A 20121-nucleotide genomic window follows, 5' to 3' on the forward strand; every position below is an offset into this window, starting at 1 on the left:
CGTTCTGAATTAGTAGTTTCATTCTTTTCCCATCACACCTTCACTCCTTGTAACCTATTCCGCGTCTTCAATAACGTCTCTCATCTTGGCAGCATCGGCCACAAAAGTGGCCAGCCCTTTATCTGTGAGCGGGTGGTTCAGCAGCGCCAAAATAGGGTCCAGCGGACAGGTGCACACGTGGGCACCGGCTTCCGCGCATTTTACAATGTGCAGAGGGCTCCTGATGGAGGCAGCCAGGATTTGAGTGGTGAACCTCTGTACGCTGTAGATGTCCGCAATCTGCTCAATAAGCTGCACCCCGTCCCAGCTGATGTCATCCACCCGGCCCAGGAATGGGCTTACATAGGTGGCACCGGCTTTGGCCGCCAAAATAGCCTGTCCCGCCGAGAACACAAGGGTGCAGTTGGTTTTGATGCCGTTGTCAGTGAACCATTTGATCGCTTTCAGGCCGTCTTTGATCATGGGTACCTTCACCACAATGTTGGGGTGCAGCGCCGCCAATACCTTGCCCTCTTCCAGGATAGTGTCAAAGTCGGTGGCCAGCACTTCGGCACTGATGTCACCGTCTACAATCTCACAGATGGCTTTGTAATGATCTAGGGTAGCCTGATGGCCTTTGGTACCTTCTTTGGCCATGAGCGACGGGTTGGTGGTTACGCCGTCCAAAATACCCAGATCATGGGCCTCTTTAATTTGTGCCAGGTTGGCGGTGTCAATGAAAAACTTCATAGCCGTTCTATTTTAAGGGTGAATGAGGGTGTACTAGTTCTCAAGGAGAATTCAGCTGGTTCTGCCGTGTCAGTAATAGTAGGTGTTCGTCTGAAGCTGCGTTTTCCTGTTTTGGGGCTGTTTTTCGAAAAACAGCCCCAAAACAGGCAACCCTTTAGTTCTTTGGGTCAGGTTGTTGTGAGAAGGTAGCATCATTGCCCGTGTACTCCAGCCAATCAAAAGCCGCTTTGTTGGTGGCTCGCTGCCCGTGGGAGGTGGCATACAACCCTAGCATGACCCCCACAAATCCGCCCGCGGTGCGGGTACTCAAAAAGGTGCCGTCTACGTTATCTTGCAGCACTTGCCAGTTATTCTTCTTGGTGGCGTAAGAGAAGCTGTATTTTGCTCCGTCAAAGTTTACTTTGAGCAGCAGCGGTTGTTTGGCTTCTTGTTGGGTTAAAGATTTTTCAGCCAGAACGGTGCCGTCTGGTTTACGTAGCTGCACTACCTGCGTGTTGCCGTTCAAGGTCTTCCCGAGGGCATAGTAATGTTGCTCGCTCTGAAAGGTAACCAAACCCGCAAATTCATTTTCCTGCCTTGGGGTAAACTCCACCATAGTGCTGGCACTCCCCTTTAGATGCTGCTGCCGACGGGCCAGAAAAGAAGCGTTCTCCTTTTCTGAAAGACTCTGCGGCCTTACCTCCAGCTCCAGCTTTCCGTTTTGCAAGTGGTACCAGGTAGAGCGGGGCGTTCTGAGCTGCATCCAGTGCAAGGGCAACCTGTCTTCCTTGAATTCCTCGCGGTAGGTGAAATTCCCGGTCAACGGGATTTTGGTTGGGGCCTGCGCCGGAAGATTGGGTTTGGGGTAAGAATACTGCACCAGATCATGCCCGGCATTGATGACGGGCCAGCCGTCTTTCCAGGTGACAGGGGCCAGAAACGTTTCGCGGCCGGTGTTGTAGTAATCCTGCACGCCATCATACGGACGGGTAGCCAGAAAAACCGCCCACCACTCCCCGTTATGGGTCTGCACCAGATCAGCGTGCCCCGTGGCCGACACCGGATGGGGCCGGTTATTGGGCAGGTGCCGCTGGGTCAGGATGGGGTTCTGGTCATATGGCTCATAAGGCCCCAGCACATTTTTGCTCCGCAGAATTACCTCTGAGTGCTGCACACTGGTTCCGCCTTCGGCGGCCATGAGGTAATAGTACCCGTTCACCTTGTAGACATGCGGCCCCTCTATCCAGACCGGCTTTTTAGAGAAGTCTACGCCCCCGTTCACCAGAATGCGGTTCTCCCCTACCGTTTGCATGGTGTTTAAGTTTACCTCATAGATCCTTATGGTGCGGTGGCCGTCATACTCTGGCTTATTATCTGGGGCATCAGAATTGTAGACCAAGTACGACTTGCCATTGTCATCATGGAACAGCGACGGGTCAATTCCGTTCACGTTGGGGAGCCAATGCGGGTTTGACCACGGCCCTGCGGGGTTGGTGGCCGTCACCACAAAATTACCGCCGGTATCAATGAGCGTGGTGACCATGTAGAAGGTGCCGTCTTTGTACGAAATGGTGGGCGCAAATATGCCTCTGGTGGCTCTGTGGCCATCCAGGTTCAGCTGCTCCGGCCGGTCCAGCACATTGCCTATCTGCCTCCAGTTCACCAGATCTTTGCTGTGGAAGATGGGTACGCCGGGAAAATACGCGAAGGTGGAGTGCACCAGATAATAGTCATCCTGCACGCGCAGCACCGCCGGGTCAGGATAAAAGCCCGGGAAGATAGGGTTCTGGAACCTCTGCTTCTGCTGTGCCAACGTTGGCATACTTATGGAAATAAAAAGAAGCCCCGCCACGAAACTTCCCCACCACGTAATTTTCAAAAAATTCATGTTGCCCATGTATAGCTTGTTTTCAGAAATTGTACCTATTCATAGTTTGCCCCGCACTTTCTGTTTTGGTGCTGTTTTTCAGAAAACAGCCCAAAACAGACATTACCTGGCCTGCTTTTCCAGCTGATGAAAGCTCTCTGGCGGACCTAGGTAACTGGGTTTCAGGCCACCGGCATCTACCACTATTTTCTGTAGAACCACCCCAGAATCAACCATCCAGAATTTTAATACATGTTGCCCGGGTGCGCTCAGTTGGTGCTTAGAAATAGTCAAGTTAATGTTGTTGGCTACATTTTTCTCCCATTCGCGCTCAGTTTTGGTGGTATGGATGTTGATGATCTGCGGGGGCTGGTCATCAAAGGAAACCGCGTACCGTAGCCCCTGGGTGTTGTGGAAGTTCAGCGTAGGCGACAGATGTACCTGAACCGTCACCTCGGCCGGAGCAAATAGATTAATTGGATACTCTAACCGTGGACTGTTACCGCCTGGTGTCTGGCTTGGAGCCGTCACCGGAAAGGTAGTCACCCCAGACAGGGTTCTCCCTAAATTAGGGATTATTTCCCAGGAAACATCCTTGGTTTCAACGGTATTGGAGAAGTGTTCGGCCTCTATGGAAACATAGCCACTGCTCTCCACAAAGCCCTTCACCTGCTCCGGGGCTGGCGAAGCCGGGTGGTGCACCTGTGCCTGCACCACCACTTTTGTTCCGTTTGGCCCTGTGATGGTCACGGGTATTTTGTGCCTGCCCACCGGAACCAGGCTCCAGTCAACGCTCACCCAAAGGCGCTGTTCCTGGGCTACCGTCCCGTTTTTCTGCGACACCTTCAGCCAGGGCGCCCCCGTGGTTACTTCATAGGGGAACGGTTTCTGGCCCCGGCTGAAGATCTCAATGTAACGGCCCTGCGGCTGGTACCGGGAAAGCTCCGGCAGTAGCGCCGCCCCTTTCTCTTGCGGCCACCAGTTGGCAGAACCTTCTATGGCTACGCCCATGGCCATTCCGGCTACGGGATTCACCTGTTTTACCTCGGGCAGCACATCTTTCTCCGGCTGTTGCCAATACGTGTAGCTGATGTGCGTCTGTGACATCATGTGGTTCCATTTGCCGCCGGCTACGCCTTTGTGGTAATACTGGGTAAGCTCGGCATCCTTGTCAAACAGCGCTTTTACTTTGGCGGCCAAATCATTGGCGGCTACCCTGCCTTGCTGGGCGTAAAGGCGGTTGCGGCCGGTGGTCACGTGCAGTTCGTTCAGGTTGGCGCTTGCTTTCACAGGGTATAACACCAGCTGGTAATACGCGTCTTTGTATTCCAGGGGAAGCAGCTGATTGATTCGCTCTGCCTCTTCGGCCAGTTGGGTATAGTCTGCCACCACCCGCTCGGCTTCCTGATAGTTCACCAAACTGTAGGTGTCCGGTGACAGCAGCTCCGGTTTGCGGCGGCTGTTGTACATAGTATACTTTGTCAGAATCTCGGCGATAGCCGAAGCATGCTTCTCCCCAAACTGCCGCTCTGCCCAAAGGCGCGTATAGTCGTTCAATCTTTCAGCGGGCCATTTCTCCGGGTTCCAGGCATAGTCCAGAAAGAACTCGGTGGGGAATTCCATGGGTTTGATGTCGCCCACGTTCACAATCCAGATACGGTCAGCCTTGTGCTGGTACGCCAGGTGCATCTGCTCCCAGATACGGGCGATTGGGTTGGTGTTGATCCATTTGTAGTTACGCGGGCCGCCCACGTAGTCAAAATGGTAATAGATGCCGTAGCCGCCCGCATGCTGCTTTTCACCCACTTTTGGGAGTTTCCTGATGTTGCCCCAGTTGTCATCTGCCAGCAGCAGGGTCACGTCATCTGGTACGCGCATGCCTTTGTCATAGTAGTCCTGCACTTCTTTGTAAAGGGCCCAGATTTGCGGCGTCTGGTTAGCAGGTTTGCCAGTTACATCAGCAATGATTTTGCGCTGGTCTGTCACTATTTTCTCCAGCAGGCTGATGTTACTATTCTCGCTCATGGGTTCGTCGCCGTCGCCGCGCATGCCTATGGTCACAAGACTCTCAAAATTGCCCATGCGCTCAATGCCGCCTTTCCAGAATTCGCGCAGCTTCTCTGGGTTGGTGTTGTAGTTCCAGGGGCCGGAGCCGTACCGCCGCCACTCATCATGGGCGCGCATGAGCGGCTCGTGGTGCGAGGTTCCTATGACCACACCGTACTCATCGGCAACTTTGGGGCTGAGTTTGTCATCATCTGAGAAGGCGCTGCCCCACATGGCGGGCCACAGGTAGTTACCTTTCATGCGCAGGATCAGCTCAAACACCTTCTCGTAAAACTGGTGGTTGAACCCACCAAATGTTTCCCGCGCCCAGCCAGATAACGCCGGTGCCTCGTCATTGATGAAGATGCCGCGGTATTTTACTTTGGGTTCGCCTTTGGTATGGCGCCCCTCCTGCACGTACAGGTCCAGCTGCTTCTTTACGGGCACATCTGCCCACCAGTACCACGGTGTTACGCCAATCTGCGCGCTCACGTCATAGATCCCGTAGATGGTGCCCCGCTTGTCGCTGCCCGCAATGACCAACGCTTCGTCTACGCCTTTTAGGGGCTTTTTAACCACCTGCACCACAAACGTCTCCCACTTACCTGCAATACCAGAAACATCCAGCTTCTTCTTTTTGATGAGCTGGTCAATGAGCGGACTTTTCCCAATGGTTCCCACTAATACCAGCTGTTTTTGCTTTGGTACATTTTTCGCTGCCGTGAAGGCTGGCTCAATTCCCGTTACCCGTTTCAGGTCTGCCTGCAGGTCTCTGGCCGCTCTGATCACTCCCGCAAAATCACTGTCACTGACACAGAGGGGAACTGGCTTCCCTGAGGAGGCCAGGGCAAAGGCTCCTTTACTTTTCTGGCCCGAAATGTACAGTCTGTCTTCCAGCGCGAAGGCAGGTTGTGCCTGCACAAATAGCAGCAGCACTCCCACTAAAGCCAAAAGAAGTGACTGTTTCTTTGTGCTGCTATGACTATGGGAAAGAAGAAAGGAAGGTATGTTAGTTGAGAAGGTCATGCTGTCTTCAGTTACCCTTCACAAGAATGGCTTGAAGCCTAACATTCTGTGAAGTGTTAAAAGTAAAGCCCCTTGGGTCTGGGCACTTGGCCTTTGAATTTTCTGTTTTCGGCCTGTTTTTACAAAAACAGGCCGAAAACAGAAAATACCGGTTAATCTGCGAAGAGGGAACGGCTAATTCCCAGCTCTAAGCCCCGCAGCTCGGCAAGGCCGCGCAAGCGGCCAATGGCCGAATAACCGGGGTTGGTCACCTTGTGCAGGTCGTCCAACATCTGGTGACCGTGGTCCGGACGGAAAGGAATTGGCTGCTCCCGCTTCTGATTGATAGCCACCAGTTCTTTCATGACGCCATACATATCTACATCACCGGCCAAGTGGTCAGATTCATAGAAGTTCCCGTTTTCGTCTTTCAGCACGTTGCGTAAGTGCGCGAAGTACACCCTATGCCCCACCGCTTTCAGGATTTCTACCGGATTATTGTGTGCGCCCGCTCCCAGAGAGCCTGTGCAGAAGCAGATGCCGTTTGCCTCCCGGTCTACCCGCTGAATGATAAACTCCAAATCTTCCCGGTTAGAGGCAATGCGGGGTAGTCCCAAGATGGGAAACGGCGGATCATCTGGGTGAATGGTCATTTTGATGCCGGCTTCTTCGCAGACATCCATGATGGACTCCAGAAAAGTGGCTAGGTTTTCCCTCAACCCGGCATGGCCAATGTTCTTATAGATTTCTATGCTTTGGGTGAGTTGTTCTAAAGTGATAAATCCCTCCATGGGCACTCCCATTCTGATGATCTCACTCAAGTGGTCATGCTGCTCCTGTGAATAAGTCTTGCTCCGCTCCTCAGCGAGCTGAACAATTGACTCCGCATAGTCTTTTTCAGCGCCCTCCCTTTTCAGGATGTACAGGTCAAATACCGCTAGGTCTGCCCAATCAAAGTACAAAGCCTTGGCTCCGTTCTGGAGCTCCAGCGCCAGGTTCGTACGCGTCCAGTCCAGCACCGGCATAAAGTTGTAGCAAACAGTGGTCAGACCGCAGGCTGCCAGGTTGCGCAAAGACTGACGGTAATTTTCCAGATACATCTCATAGTTGCCAGTGCGGGTTTTAATGGCCTCGTGCACAGGCACGCTCTCTACCACCACCCATTGCAGACCGCTTTCTTCTATGATTCGTTTGCGATCCTGGATTTCCTCCAGTGGCCAAACGGCGCCGTGGGGTACATGGTGCAAGGCACTGACAACGCCCGTTGCCCCGGCCTGTTTGATGTCTTGGAGGGAAACAGGGTCTTGGGGACCGTACCACCTCCAGCTCTGTAGTAATGACATAGTTGTACGTAATGAAACGCAGCTAATAAAAATTTTGCTGGTAAAAAGGTGATTTGAATTGATTCTGAAGAACGTGTAGCCCAGACAGGCAAGAGAAAAGCGGCAGATAAGGTTGTCTCACCTGCCGCTTTTGAATTGATGAAAACTTATTTATTTGCTTTCAAAGTTTGTAGTAAAGCAGAATAAGCAGGCTTTTTGTTGTAATCCTTGTCAAATAGTAGCGGGAAATCATTCTTGTTCAACGTCAACACCAACCAACTAGTAGGGTCATTCACTCCCCAGATAGTAAAGCCATGACGTTGGTTGGCAGGTACATATTTAATATAAGACTCCAACACAAATTTATACATGGCAGCCTGTAATCCTCTGTGCTGAGCATCATCTGTAATATAGGAAAGTTCAGAAGGATTCAATTGCACATCCAATTCAGACACCCTTACTAATAATCCCGTGGCAGCGAGCTTTTTAAACATGTTCACAATACCGGCATAGGAAGTATTTGTTGAGATATGCATTTGCGTTCCTATTCCATTGATCTTGGCTCCTTTTTGCTTTAGCTCCATAGTGTATTTAATCAAAGAATCAAGTTTTGCATTGTTAGATTCCAGATTATAGTCATTGATGAAAAGTAATGCATTGGGATCTGCGGCAGCGGCGTACTGGAAAGCTTTCAACCCCCAATTCCTTCCCAGATAATCTGCCCAAAAAAACTTATCTGTGGCTGTTGCCGGAATAGTGCCTGAATTTGCTCTTACACGTAACGCTCCGTTTCCGTCTGCCATGGGTTCATTGACTACATCCCAGGCTTTCACTTTGCCCTTGTAGCGGGTAACCGTCTGAGAAATGAAAGTTTGCAGTGCGTTGTCTACTTTGGCTGCAACTTCAGCACCCGTAGGAGGAGCTGTTGTAGAAGCATCTACTACCGAGAAGTTATCTAAGAAATAAGTATTGGCTGTACTCCCAATATCTATCATTATACGAGTTTGGGCATCAGTAGCCGGAAAGGTCCAGGTAAATTGCCCCCAATCTGTAGAAGTGTTAAAATCTGGAGAATATTGAGGCGTACCACCTTGTGTTGATAAACGCATTTTTCCTCCCGCATTGGCTGCTTTGATATGAAAGGTAACTCTGTATTGCTTTCCTGTTTGCGTAGGGAAAAGGTCACTTGCCACTTGAATGTTCCAGGGGTTCCCATTCGCAGCGACCACTACTTTCAGTCCTCTGGCCCCCTCTTGCTTCTCAGTAGCCACAGTAGTTGCTGAAACCGAAGAGGCGCCATTCCAGACTCCCCAGTTAGTAAAGCTGTTACCACTCCCTGCTTCAAAACTTCCATTCAAAATAAGGTTTTGTGGAGCAGGCCCAGAACTTCCGGCTAAAGAGTTTAGATATGTAGCGTTTTGATTTGAGTGCCAGCCCAGGGTATGGCCAAAAACTTCCAACCCTGCAGCAGAAGCCGCATCAAACAGTCTGTCTGCACTGGTAAAATCAATGCTGCCATCATTTCTCACCAATGCCCCATGCTTCATGTGGTATTCAAAAGTGACATTATCTGCCTCTCTTACAACTGCCGCTTTATAGTTAGGGTCAGACATGAATTGATTGTAATTGATAGCCATTCCTATAGGAAAGGAGGCCGCATCTTTTAATGACCCATCTGTGTCTGTATAATTACCAAAGTTCATGCTGCCAAACTCATCTGGCTCACAGGCAGACAATGTGGCTGCAAAAGCCAATATTGCCCACGTATATTTTTTAAAACTAGCTTTCATAATGGTCTTGGTTTACCCGCCATTCCTTAGCATTCACTAAAGGCGGGAAGTTTAATTTCTAATTATTAATAACCAGGATTCTGAGGAAACTCGTTCTTGTTTGTCAAGAGGTCCAACTGGGTACCAGACGGGATAGGTCTAAGCATATGGAATTCTTTTACATTTGGTGCCCCCTGCACGTTGTACGCCTTTACCCGTTCCACTAGTGTGCGAGTTCTTGCCAAATCATACCACCGCATATATTCTCCATACAACTCACGTGTTCTTTCACGGAGAATTAAATCAAGCGTAACCTGGCTACTAGTGATAGTCATAGCTTGAATGGCATCAGCCATTCCAAAACCTGTCGGATAGCTGGTTCTGTAAGCAGCACGGCGTCTGATGGCATTAATCATGTCTGCAGCATCTTGCAATCTATCAGCTTTAAAAGCCGCCTCTGCCTCAATAAGATACGTTTCCCCTAATCTCATCAAAATAATGGGTCTATCTGATGGGTCATTAAAGTGCTGCCGAGTAGGGTCTAAATGTTTGGTCATAGTAGGAAACCATTCAACAGTATACTCTGAAGGGGCCAAAATCACACCTTTCAACTTCTTACGCTCTTCCTCTGTCACTTCTCTACCAGGTAGGTAGAGAGCAGTGTCTCCTTTTACCAGTGTGCCCCGTGAAGTAGTAGGCGGGGTAATGTTGGTAGTGCTTCCATCCTCCCCTGCAGTACCGGTTGGTCTATTATACAGCCAGACCTTCTGAAAGGTCTTGTCATATCTGGAGTCAAAGTCACGATTGAAGGAGGCACTAATATCTTTGTTATCAAAGGTTTGATAAGTATAAGGGGTTGGTCGGAATCTACGGAATGGGCGTCCGTAATTCACATCTCTTGCCACTAGTTTGCCTGTAGCCGATTGTTGGGCAGAGGTTAAACCAGAGATACCTCTGTTTAAGGGCATGTCTTGGGTGTAAAACATTACCCAGTAATGATTAGAACGGTTCTCTTTGTTACCGTTATCAGGAGCAGACCCTTGATTGTAACCACTCTCTGAGAACACAGGGTCTGTGTTACGATCCATTACAAACAATGCTTCTTTGCCGTACTCATTCCCATTTCTGAAAACATCAGCAAAGTCCTGCTCCAGGTCTACCCCGTAAGTGGCACGGTTATCAATTAAAGACTTAGCAGTATTATATGCACTTACAAAGTCTGTTTGCCCATTCCCTTCTCTTGCATTCGGATTCCATCCTTTTGTTAGATAGACTTTGGCCAGAAGGTGCAACGCTGCAGGTTTAGAAGCTTTTCCTTTTGAGCCGTTTGCAGTTGCCGGTTTGTCAGGTAATTGCCCAATTGCTTCTGTAAGATCTTTGATGATTGCCTCATACACTTGCTTAACAGGGGTTCTGGTTGCAGTGGTATTGGGAGAGGTATTAAAGGTAAGGCTCAATGGAACGTCTCCAAAGTTCTGAACCAACATGAAGTAGAAAAAAGCCCTTAAGAATTTTGCCTCACCCAGGAGGTTGTTCTTCTTATCACTCGCCATGTTGGCGTCTGGACCAAACTGCAGAACTCCATTCATGTTATTAATAGCCACATAGCTATTGTTCCAGATACCACCAATAGCACCGTCTTGTGGCGTAATATTAGTGTAGGAATGGTAGTCCAGGTTACCATCTCCCCCTCTTACTACCTCATCTGTACCTGCTACTGCAGTACCTGCAAAACCTTCACTTCCCCAAAAATATCTACAGATTGCATAAGAGGCATTTACCCCTGCCTGCAGCCCGTCTGGTGTAGAAAAATATTCTGGTCCTAAGTCAGCACGGTAATCTGCCTCTAATATGTCTTGACACCCCATTGGGGCCATTGCCATCAGGGACAATGCCAACAGAGTAGATTTTATATTTCTATGAAGTCTCATTTTATTTTCTTAAAAATTAGAATTTAACATTAACACCAACCATAAATTGTCTAGTTGAGGGCGTAGTTAATCCGACGGTAATAGCTCTGTCAGTAACCCCCGCAGAACTACCCTGTGATTGCACAGCTCCTCCAGTTCCAGTACCTTCCGGATCAAAGCCTAAACCTGACCTAACAAATGGTGAGTACAATAAAAATGGATTCTGCGCGGTTACATAAATTCTAGCGGAGCTCATTCCTATCCTGTTTATCAGGGTGCTTGGCAGGGTGTAGCCAAAATTGATGCTTCTAACCTTTATAAAAGAGGCATCATGGTACCCCAGTGTAGAGGAATAAGGAATGCGGTCTGAAGAAGCCGTAGGCAACGGGAAACTGTTAGTAGGGTTATTAGGTGTCCAATAATCTACATTAACTTGATTAGAGCGGCTATTACCAAAACCAAAATAACCTGTTCCACTACCGTCATTCTGCAGATATGTAGCAACCAGGGTACCTCCCATTCTAGCAAAAAGAACAAAGGAGAGATCAAAGTTTTTATAGGCAAAACGCTGGGTTGTGCCGCCAATCCAGTCAGGTTGGAAAGTTCCCACAACAGAGCGATCCAGATCATTTACTATTCCATCTGGCACACCATCTGGTCCGCTGATATCTGCCAGTTTTATCTGACCTGGCTTCGCATTGAATTTAGCGGCGGCCTCTGCTTCGTCTAGCTGCCAGATTCCTAACTTGGTATAGTCATAGATAACATTCACCGGCTGCCCTACAAACCATCCATTTCCCACATTCTGTTTAGTGGTCTCTTCTTCTAACCTTACTATTTTTTCTCTGTTGAGCGAGAAGTTGAAGTCTGAAGTCCAGGAGAATCCTCCAGCAGTCTCTACATTGACAGTAGATAAATTGAACTCAATGCCCTTGTTCTGTGTGTTAGCGGCATTTGTCCAATAATTGTCTACACCATTACTTCTAGGTAAATCTTTTCTTACCAACAGGTTGTCAGTATTCTGCTTGTATACTTCAAGGGAGCCCGTGATGCGGTTATTCAAGAACCCAAAGTCTACTCCAACATTATATTGCTTTGTAGCCTCCCATCTTAAATCCAGGTTTGGCAAACTTGATATAAAATAGCCAAACACATTATCGCTACCATAGTTATACCTGTTTCTGGCCAAAGAACCTCTTGTTGCATTTGCAGGGATTCCTGGATTTCCTGTTACCCCATAACCGGCTCTTAATTTCAGTAATGAAATGGCTTCCAGATTACTCATAAAATCTTCATTAGAGATATTCCAACCTAGGGACAAAGCAGGGTAACTAATGAATTTATTTACCGGGAAAACGTTTGAACCATCTCTTCTGAAAGTGGCGGTTAACAAGTATCTGTCATTAAATGCATAGTTAACTCTACCCATGAAAGACATTAACCCTCCTTTTGTATAACCCCCCCCCGCAATAGTTTGAGTATTAGCCAGAGTGAAGTTATAGTATTGAACAGCTTCAGACGGGAAGTTATTTCCGTTCATGCTGGAGGCATTGGATTGGTCAATCTGCACACTGTACAATCCGGTGAAAGTTAACCGGTGTTTTTCAGCAAATGTTTTTTCGTAAATCAGCAAGTTTTCAAACGTAGCAGTATAGCTTTCTCCATTCTCTAAAGTAGCTCTGGCGCCAGCAGTGGTAGTGGCTGCAGGGTTTAAAATTGTATTGGGGCCTGTATAGGTTCCTCTTTGGTCATGACGGAAATCAAGCCCCATGTTCAATCTATATTTTAGTCCATCAACTATGCTTACTTCACCATAAATACTATTGAAAGTCCTCAACCTTCTACGTCTGTCAACAATGGCATCACTATCTCTCAAGGTCAAAGGGTTCATAGTAGCAGTTTGATCTACTGTGCCCTCCATAGGAAACTTATTGATAGAACCGTCTTCGTTATATACAGGAGCCAGTGGGGTGATGCGGGCAATGTTATACATGGGGCTCAATCCTTCACCATTAGTATAGCTCAAGGTGTTCATGTTGTTGAACCCAACTCTTATTCTCTTTCCAATTTTGGCATCAATTGTATTACGGAGGGAGAAACGTTCAAATGATTGGCCTGGCAAAATCCCCTCTTCCTTAAAATAGCCGGCAGATACTCCATAGGTCAGTCCTTCTGAACCACCAGATATGCCTAATTCATGGTTGGTTACGTACCCTGTCTGCAATGCCACATCTAGCCAATCTGTATCAGTGCCATTCTGGATACCTTTAAGTTCCATTGGCGAATAACCGGCTGTGTATTGTGCCAGGTTACGGAACGCCACAAATTCTTGCGCATTCATGAGGTCATATTTACCAAATGGCTTAGCTATACCGTAATAAGCATTATAGCTTAATCTAGGCTTTCCTTCTTCGCCGCGCTTTGTAGTGATAAGAATAACCCCATTTGCTCCTCTGGAGCCATAAATAGCGGTGGCAGAAGCATCTTTCAACACATCAATGCTCGCTACGTCATCTGTGTTTAAATCATTAATGCTTCCTCCGTACGGAATCCCGTCTATTACGATCAAAGGATCATTTCCGGCATTCAGCGACCTGTTTCCCCTAATTCTTATCTGTCCTCCTGCACCAGGGCGTGAACCCGTACGTGCGATGTCCAAACCTGCCACACGACCTTGTAGCGCCTGGACCACATTAGCCGTAGGCACCTCTCTTAACGCATCTCCCTTGATAGAAGCCACCGCCCCAGTCACATCAGATTTCTTTTGAGTACCATACCCAACCACAACAATCTCATCTACCAGTTGCTGGTCCAGAGCAAGGCTAACATTCACAGAGGTTCTACCATTTATGGATACTTCCTGGGCCTGATAGCCTATAAATGAGAACACCAATGTCCCATTACCATTAGGTACCATTATGGAATAGCCTCCATCTATACCAGTAGGCGCTGCAGTAGTAGTTCCCTTTAAAAGGACAGTAACACCGGGCAATCCTGCTCCTGACTGATCGGTCACTTTACCGGTAACCGTCACGGCACCTCCCTGGGCAAAGAGCTGCCCGTTAGCAAAAAGAAGGAAAGCAACCATCATGACCATTTTCATGGCCTTCTGGCACCCCCCTAAAAGAATCATTGATCTAGGATTTTGAGTAAAATCACATTTCATAAGTGAGACATTAAGGTTAACGTTTGCTTGTTGGTGTATTTATAATCAGATAATCACATCTCTCATGCAGCGCCCGGCTAACATGTCAACTACCTCCATGAGGTAAGTATGTGCACCATACCGCTGGCCATACCAGATCTCACTTAACTACTCCTCTCCTCGTTGCGGCTCTACAAACTTGAATATTATTTTCTGATATTACAACCGATTTCATAAATAATTATCAAAAATATTTTCCCTAAATCTGCCTTTCATTATTAAAATGACAACATTTAAGGATTTCCCTCTCAAAAAGACGCTAAATACTCTTTCTTCCCTCTAGTTAAATCTCTCTAAAGCTAAACCTTTACCTGTTTTGAAATATTTTTAATAAGAAAAATGAGCAGAATGTTAGTATTCAGCGCATATTTCAATGATCTTTCATAACTTACCGCCAAAGAAAAGCAGGTATAGATCATTTCTTTTGAAACCGATTTCATATATTTGCTCTTGTTATCTGCAACTCATGGAGAAAGATGTTACTATATATGATATAGCTAGGGAACTAGACTTGTCGCCAACCACCATCAGTAGAGCCTTGAATGACCACCCTGCTGTCAATAAAAAGACAAAACAGCGTATCAATGAGGCAGCTGAACAAATGGGGTATAGGTCTAACCTGTTTGCAAGCAACCTACGGAAGCAGCACACCAATACGATTGGCGTGATTGTTCCCCGGCTGAACAGCCCCTTTATGTCTTCTGTCATCGCAGGCATGGAGAAAATAGCCAATGAGGCCGGCTATAACCTGATTATCAGCCAGTCTTTGGAGACGCTGGAGAAGGAGAAAGCAAACGCAAAGACAATGTTTGACAGCCGGGTAGATGGCCTCTTGGTTTCCCTTTCGTATGAAACCGAAAACCTGGACCACTTTGAATCCTTCATAAGCAGAGGCATTCCTTTGATTTTTTACGACAGGGTGGCTGAACACAACCAATGCACCAGCATTGTCATTGACAATTTACAGGCCGCCCACAGGGCAACCACACACTTGATAGAGCAAGGCTGCACCAATATTGTTCACATTACAGGCAATCTTAAGAGAAACGTCTATGCTGACCGCCTGAAAGGCTATAAATATGCACTCATTGACCATGATTTGCCTTTTTCTGAAAGCAACATTATTGTCAACAGCTTATCTGAGGAGGCCGGAGAAGAGGCGGCAAAACAGATTTTGAAGATGAAAAGCCTCCCTGATGGCATTTTTGTATCTAATGACACTTGCGCCGTGAGCTGCATCAAGGCACTCAAGAGAGAAGGCATATCTGTCCCTAAAGACATTGCTGTGATTGGCTTCAACAATGACCCTATTTCCAGGGTGATTGAGCCTAACCTCACCACCATTAACTACCCCGGCTATGAAATGGGTGAGCTGGCAGTAAAAGTACTGCTGCTACAGCTAAACGGTACATCAGACAATGTTTCCAGCAACACAGTAAATTTAAGATCAGAGCTTATCATAAGAGAATCATCTCTCAGAAGTAAGGCTTCCAGCAAAAAGCAGGCAGTATTCGTATAGGCGCCGCTGGTGCATGCCCACTTTCCTTTGGCAATTTGAAACAGTGTTTCAGAGTGGCCTGACACTGTATTGCCTTTGCAAAAGGCAGAACACACGTCTGCACGGTGCCAAAAGCCAAGTTATTAACTCTTGACCAACCCATTGTTTCACCATTCCCTACAGGCATGTGTAAAATAAAGACCTTTTCGCTTTCAGTTCTCATACACCTACTCTTTGCCTTGGCTGCCCACGCAGATGATGGGTACCGGCTTTGGCTCAGGTATGATCTAATTAAGACGGAAGCAAAACTGGCCCGGTACCGGCAACATCTGCAAGAGATAGTGGTGCAGGGCTCCTCCCCCACCCTCAAAGCAGCCAAAGATGAGCTGAAGCAAGGTTTATCTGGCTTACTGGGAAATGCTGTTAACCTGAGCGCCGAACCCTCAAGGGCTTTCACGCTGGTAGCAGGCACTCCAAAATCATCTGCCTTCATCAGCTCTCTCAATGTCTCCACCCGGCTGCAAGAGGCGGGACAGGAAGGCTACCTGCTGTTCACCCACAAAACAAACGGGCGCACCTGCACGGTAATAGCCGCCAACACAGATGCAGGCGTGCTGTACGGCGCTTTTCACCTGCTGCGGCTTCTGCAGACCGAACAGGACATAACCAGCCTCAATCTCAGCAGCGCCCCAAAGACCCAGCACCGCATCTTAAACCATTGGGACAACCTGGACCGCACAGTAGAAAGGGGCTATTCAGGCTTTTCACTCTGGGACTGGCATAAACTGCCAGAGTACATAGATCAGCGTTATATAGATTACGCCAGGGCAAACGCCTCTATAGGAATCAACGGCACGGTCTTAACCAATGTAAACGCCAACTCCCTGGTGCTTACTGAAGAATATTTACAGAAAGTGGCGGCCTTAGCCAATGCCTTCAGACCGTATGGCCTTAAAGTATACCTCACCGCCCGCTTCAGCTCTCCCCTTGAGATTGGAGGGCTAAAAACAGCTGATCCTCTGAACCCGGAGGTGCAGGCGTGGTGGAAAAGAAAAGTGCAGGAAATCTACCGGCACATCCCTGACTTCGGCGGCTTTCTGGTGAAAGCCAACTCTGAAGGCCAGCCTGGGCCGCAGAACTACGGAAGAACCCACGCAGACGGCGCCAATATGATGGCAGACGCCCTAGCCCCCATGGGGGGCATTGTCATGTGGCGGGCGTTTGTCTACGACAACAACGTGCCAGATGACCGGGCCAAACAGGCATATAATGAATTCAAGCCCCTAGACGGCACCTTCCGGAAGAATGTATTAGTACAGGTAAAAAACGGTGCCATTGATTTTCAGCCGCGTGAGCCGTTTCATCCGCTCTTCGGGGCTATGCCCAGGACTCCGCTCATGATGGAGTTTCAGATCACACAGGAGTATCTGGGGCAGGGAACCCATCTGGCGTACCTCGCCCCGCTCTATAAGGAAGTGCTGGAATCTGATACCTATGCCAAAGGAAAAGGGTCAACGGTTGCAAAAGTAGTTGACGGCTCCCTGCACCAGTACACCACCACCGGCATGGCGGGTGTCGCTAACATAGGCACTGACCGCAACTGGACCGGCCACCATTTTGGGCAGGCAAACTGGTACAGTTTTGGGCGGCTGGCATGGGACCACACCCTCGCCTCTGACCAGATGGCCCAGGAATGGCTCAGGATGACGTTCTCCAATGAAGATGCGTTTCTGCAGCCAACCAGAAAAATGATGCTGAGATCCCATGAAACCGTGGTGAATTACATGACCCCACTTGGGCTGCACCACATTATGGGCTGGAATCATCACTACGGCCCCGGCCCCTGGATCAAAGACAAACCACGCGCTGACTGGACCTCTGTGTATTACCACCGGGCCACAGAAAAAGGCATTGGCTTTGACCGCACCAAAACCGGCAGCAACGCCGTAGCCCAATACTTTGCCCCGGTAGAAAAACTCTTTTCCAGCCTAAAAAACTGCCCTGAAAAGTACCTGCTGTGGTTCCACCACCTGCCGTGGGACTACAAGGTGAGTTCTGGCCGTATTCTCTGGGATGAGCTTTGCTACCGCTATGCAGAAGGGGTCAATGAAGTGCGGGACATGCAGCAGACCTGGGAACAGCAGCAGAACCACGTGGACCCTGAGCGGTTTAAACACGTACAAACATTTCTGAAAATTCAGGAAAAGGAAGCCAGGTGGTGGCGTGACGCCTGCCTATTGTATTTCCAGACCTTTTCTAAAAGACCCATTCCGGCTGGCCTGGAAAAACCAGCCCATGACCTGGAGTACTACCAGAGAATAGAACCCAAGTTTGCACCAGGTATTTAAACAGACATTAAGACAACCCAATGAACCACAACCCAACCCAACCGTCTAAACTAGCTATTGTTACCGGCGGGGCATCAGGACTTGGCTTTGCCATTGCAGAGAAGTTCGTGTATAACAATATTTTCACCGTCATCATTGGCCGCGATGAGGAAAAACTCAGAAAATCCAAAACGGCCTTAGGCGACAACTGCGCCACCATCTCCTTTGATTTAGGCAATCTGGGGCATATTCCCGCCCTGGTGACAGAAATAACCAACTCCTATGGCCCGGCGGATATACTGGTCAACAATGCCGGCATCAACATGAAGAAGGAGTTTGAAGAGGTGACTGATGAAGAATTCCAACAGATCATTCACACCAATGTGACCGCTGTTTTCGCCTTAAGCAGAGAGGTGGCAAGGCACATGCTGGCCAAACAGAGCGGCAGCATCATCAACATCAGCTCTATGGCTTCGCAGTACGGCATTCCTAAGGTAATTGCCTATACCGCCTCTAAATCTGCCATTGAGGGCATGACCCGGTCCATGGCGGTAGACTTGTCGCCCCGGGGCATCAGGGTGAACTGCGTGGCGCCCGGCTTCATTGCCACAGACATGTCTGCCAAGGCGTTGAACGGGGATCAGGAACGCAAAAACCGGGTGCTCTCCAGAACGCCCATGGGCAAAATGGGCATTCCGGCAGATATCGCAGAGGCGGTGTATTTTCTTGCCTCAGACGCCGCCAGCTACATCACGGGCACTGTACTACCCGTTGACGGGGGGAACTCTATCGGTTTCTAAGTCAGCGCTTCAGCAACTGCAAGTGCTTGAAAGAAGCTGTTTTTTTCTGTTTTCGGCCTATTTTCAGGAAAACAGGCCGAAAACAGAAACGGCTCCTCCGCCGCCCCGGCCCCGGCCTCAGCAGCGGAAGGACACCACCACCTTCCCCTTTTCCAGATATTCAGCCACCGCCACCGCACCTTCACTGTTCCAACTAAGCACCCTATTTCAAACCCTATGAAACTAACCAAGACTTTGGTGGCCGCCAGCCTGGCGGCGGCTGTAGTGGTTGGCTGCGTCACCTCCAACCAAAACTCCCCTAAAGCAGCCGGCACCTCCCTGAAAGAGGTATTCAAAAATGATTTTCTGGTGGGAGCGGCACTCAACTACCGGCAGGTGATGGGGCAGGACCCACAGGCGGAGGCCATCCTTGCCCAGCATTTCAGCACCATCTCCCCAGAGAATCTCCTGAAGTGGGAAAGTGTTCACCCGCAGCCGGAGCAGTTTAATTTCGGCCCCGCCGATGCTTACGTGGCCCTGGGGCAGAAATACCGCCAGTTCATTGTGGGGCACGCACTGGTGTGGCACCAGCAAACCCCCCGGTGGGTGTTTGAGAACGGGCAAGGCCAGCCCGCCAGCAAGGAGGTCCTGCTCAAGCGCATAGAAGAACACATTACCGCCGTGGCAGGCCGCTACAAAGGCAAGATCAACGGCTGGGATGTGGTAAACGAGGCCCTGAATGATGACGGCACCCTCAGACAGAGCAAATGGCACCAGATCACCGGCGAAGACTATCTGGCCAAAGCTTTTGAAACCGCCCGCAACGTAGACCCCAAAGCAGAACTCTACTACAATGACTACAACCTCTGGAAACCCGCCAAGCGGAATGGGGCCGTCAAACTGGTGCAAAGCCTGAAGGCCAGAGGCTTGAAAGTAGACGGGATTGGCATGCAGGGGCACTATGGACTGGAGAACCCAAGCCTGCAGCAGATTGAAGAAAGCATCCTAGCCTTTTCTAAACTGGGCAAAGTCATGATCACCGAGCTGGACATTGACGTGCTCCCCAACCCCAGCAACCGGCAAGGTGCAGACATTGACGCCACGTTTGAATTTGATGAGCGATACAACGTGTACACCACCGGCCTCCCGGAGGAGGTACAGCTAAAGCTCACCCAACGCTACGCAGACCTGTTTACCCTGTTCCACAAGCACCGTGACAAGATTAGCCGCGTCACCTTCTGGGGCGTCACTGACAAAGACTCGTGGCTGAACGACTGGCCCATCAAAGGGCGCACCAGCTACCCTATGGTCTTTGATCGCAACTACCAACCCAAGCCCGCCCTCAACGCCATTGTGCAGGCGGTACGCAACAAATAAAGCCCAGGCAATTAGCACATTGCGTTTTCGGCCTGTTTTCTGGAAAACAGGCCGAAAACGCAAAACTATTTTCCCCTGCCGTGTCTGATCTTTTCAGCAGTTGCCTTACGGTTAGCATCTCCCATTAAAAATCAGAAAATATGGAAGCAGGCACGCTGCGGCACACTTTTACCATGGGCAACATCTCTGGGCAGTTGCAACTGACCCCGAAGCATCTTCAACAGCCCCAAACATGGCCAAGTCAGCAAAAACCGTTCTTGCTAACAAACAAAAAAGCCCCGCCTGAACAAGCGGGGCTTTTTTATTAA

12 protein-coding genes are annotated in these 20121 nt (G+C 49.0%); 5 read left to right on the forward strand and 7 right to left on the reverse strand.

Annotation, left to right across the window (positions count from 1 at the left end; genetic code table 11):
* Positions 1 to 54: 54 nt before the first annotated feature.
* From fsa to FHS90_RS09345, 7 genes are all read right to left on the reverse strand, one after another.
* Positions 55 to 729, reverse strand: a complete 675-nt coding sequence (gene fsa, locus FHS90_RS09315; protein ID WP_182512839.1) for a fructose-6-phosphate aldolase — start codon at positions 727 to 729, stop codon at positions 55 to 57.
* 154 nt (positions 730 to 883) lie between these two features.
* Positions 884 to 2530 (reverse strand): glycoside hydrolase family 43 protein, encoded by a 1647-nt coding sequence (locus FHS90_RS09320; protein ID WP_182512840.1) that lies wholly within the window; start codon positions 2528 to 2530, stop codon positions 884 to 886.
* 168 nt (positions 2531 to 2698) lie between these two features.
* Entirely contained in the window at positions 2699 to 5563 is a 2865-nt protein-coding gene (locus FHS90_RS09325) for a glycosyl hydrolase 115 family protein (RefSeq protein ID WP_343049646.1), read from the reverse strand.
* A gap of 236 nt (positions 5564 to 5799) precedes the next feature.
* Entirely contained in the window at positions 5800 to 6969 is a 1170-nt protein-coding gene (gene uxuA / locus FHS90_RS09330; RefSeq protein ID WP_182512842.1) for a mannonate dehydratase, read from the reverse strand.
* 146 nt (positions 6970 to 7115) lie between these two features.
* Entirely contained in the window at positions 7116 to 8738 is a 1623-nt protein-coding gene (locus tag FHS90_RS09335) for an endo-1,4-beta-xylanase (protein WP_182512843.1), read from the reverse strand.
* Positions 8739 to 8803: 65 nt separating this feature from the next.
* Positions 8804 to 10648 (reverse strand): RagB/SusD family nutrient uptake outer membrane protein, encoded by a 1845-nt coding sequence (locus FHS90_RS09340; RefSeq protein ID WP_182512844.1) that lies wholly within the window; start codon positions 10646 to 10648, stop codon positions 8804 to 8806.
* A gap of 16 nt (positions 10649 to 10664) precedes the next feature.
* Positions 10665 to 13793, reverse strand: coding sequence for a SusC/RagA family TonB-linked outer membrane protein (locus FHS90_RS09345; protein ID WP_182512845.1), 3129 nt, complete (start codon positions 13791 to 13793; stop codon positions 10665 to 10667).
* Between the two features lie 505 nt (positions 13794 to 14298).
* Here FHS90_RS09345 and FHS90_RS09350 point away from each other — a divergent pair.
* The 5 genes from FHS90_RS09350 (at position 14299) to FHS90_RS09370 (ending at position 20121) form a co-directional block, all read left to right on the forward strand.
* Positions 14299 to 15351: a LacI family DNA-binding transcriptional regulator gene (locus FHS90_RS09350; RefSeq protein WP_182512846.1), complete on the forward strand. Its 1053-nt coding sequence runs from the start codon at positions 14299 to 14301 to the stop codon at positions 15349 to 15351.
* Between the two features lie 164 nt (positions 15352 to 15515).
* On the forward strand, positions 15516 to 17678 hold the full coding sequence (locus FHS90_RS09355; protein WP_182512847.1) for an alpha-glucuronidase family glycosyl hydrolase: 2163 nt from the start codon (positions 15516 to 15518) through the stop codon (positions 17676 to 17678).
* Positions 17679 to 17698: 20 nt separating this feature from the next.
* Positions 17699 to 18457, forward strand: coding sequence for an SDR family NAD(P)-dependent oxidoreductase (locus tag FHS90_RS09360; protein WP_182512848.1), 759 nt, complete (start codon positions 17699 to 17701; stop codon positions 18455 to 18457).
* Between the two features lie 216 nt (positions 18458 to 18673).
* On the forward strand, positions 18674 to 19813 hold the full coding sequence (locus FHS90_RS09365) for an endo-1,4-beta-xylanase (RefSeq protein ID WP_182512849.1): 1140 nt from the start codon (positions 18674 to 18676) through the stop codon (positions 19811 to 19813).
* 140 nt (positions 19814 to 19953) lie between these two features.
* Positions 19954 to 20121 (forward strand): hypothetical protein, encoded by a 168-nt coding sequence (locus FHS90_RS09370; protein WP_182512850.1) that lies wholly within the window; start codon positions 19954 to 19956, stop codon positions 20119 to 20121.

Origin of the sequence: Rufibacter ruber (assembly GCF_014138425.1) — a bacterium.
GTDB lineage: Bacteria > Bacteroidota > Bacteroidia > Cytophagales > Hymenobacteraceae > Nibribacter > Nibribacter ruber_C.

Coding starts and splice junctions, on each gene's coding strand:
- fsa (WP_182512839.1), bottom strand. CDS start 729: ATGAAGTTTTTCATTGACACCGCCAACCTGGCACAAATTAAAGAGGCC.
- FHS90_RS09320 (WP_182512840.1), bottom strand. CDS start 2,530: ATGCCAACGTTGGCACAGCAGAAGCAGAGGTTCCAGAACCCTATCTTC.
- uxuA (WP_182512842.1), bottom strand. CDS start 6,969: ATGTCATTACTACAGAGCTGGAGGTGGTACGGTCCCCAAGACCCTGTT.
- FHS90_RS09335 (WP_182512843.1), bottom strand. CDS start 8,738: ATGAAAGCTAGTTTTAAAAAATATACGTGGGCAATATTGGCTTTTGCA.
- FHS90_RS09340 (WP_182512844.1), bottom strand. CDS start 10,648: ATGAGACTTCATAGAAATATAAAATCTACTCTGTTGGCATTGTCCCTG.
- FHS90_RS09345 (WP_182512845.1), bottom strand. CDS start 13,793: ATGAAATGTGATTTTACTCAAAATCCTAGATCAATGATTCTTTTAGGG.
- FHS90_RS09350 (WP_182512846.1), top strand. CDS start 14,299: ATGGAGAAAGATGTTACTATATATGATATAGCTAGGGAACTAGACTTG.
- FHS90_RS09355 (WP_182512847.1), top strand. CDS start 15,516: ATGTGTAAAATAAAGACCTTTTCGCTTTCAGTTCTCATACACCTACTC.
- FHS90_RS09360 (WP_182512848.1), top strand. CDS start 17,699: ATGAACCACAACCCAACCCAACCGTCTAAACTAGCTATTGTTACCGGC.
- FHS90_RS09365 (WP_182512849.1), top strand. CDS start 18,674: ATGAAACTAACCAAGACTTTGGTGGCCGCCAGCCTGGCGGCGGCTGTA.
- FHS90_RS09370 (WP_182512850.1), top strand. CDS start 19,954: ATGGAAGCAGGCACGCTGCGGCACACTTTTACCATGGGCAACATCTCT.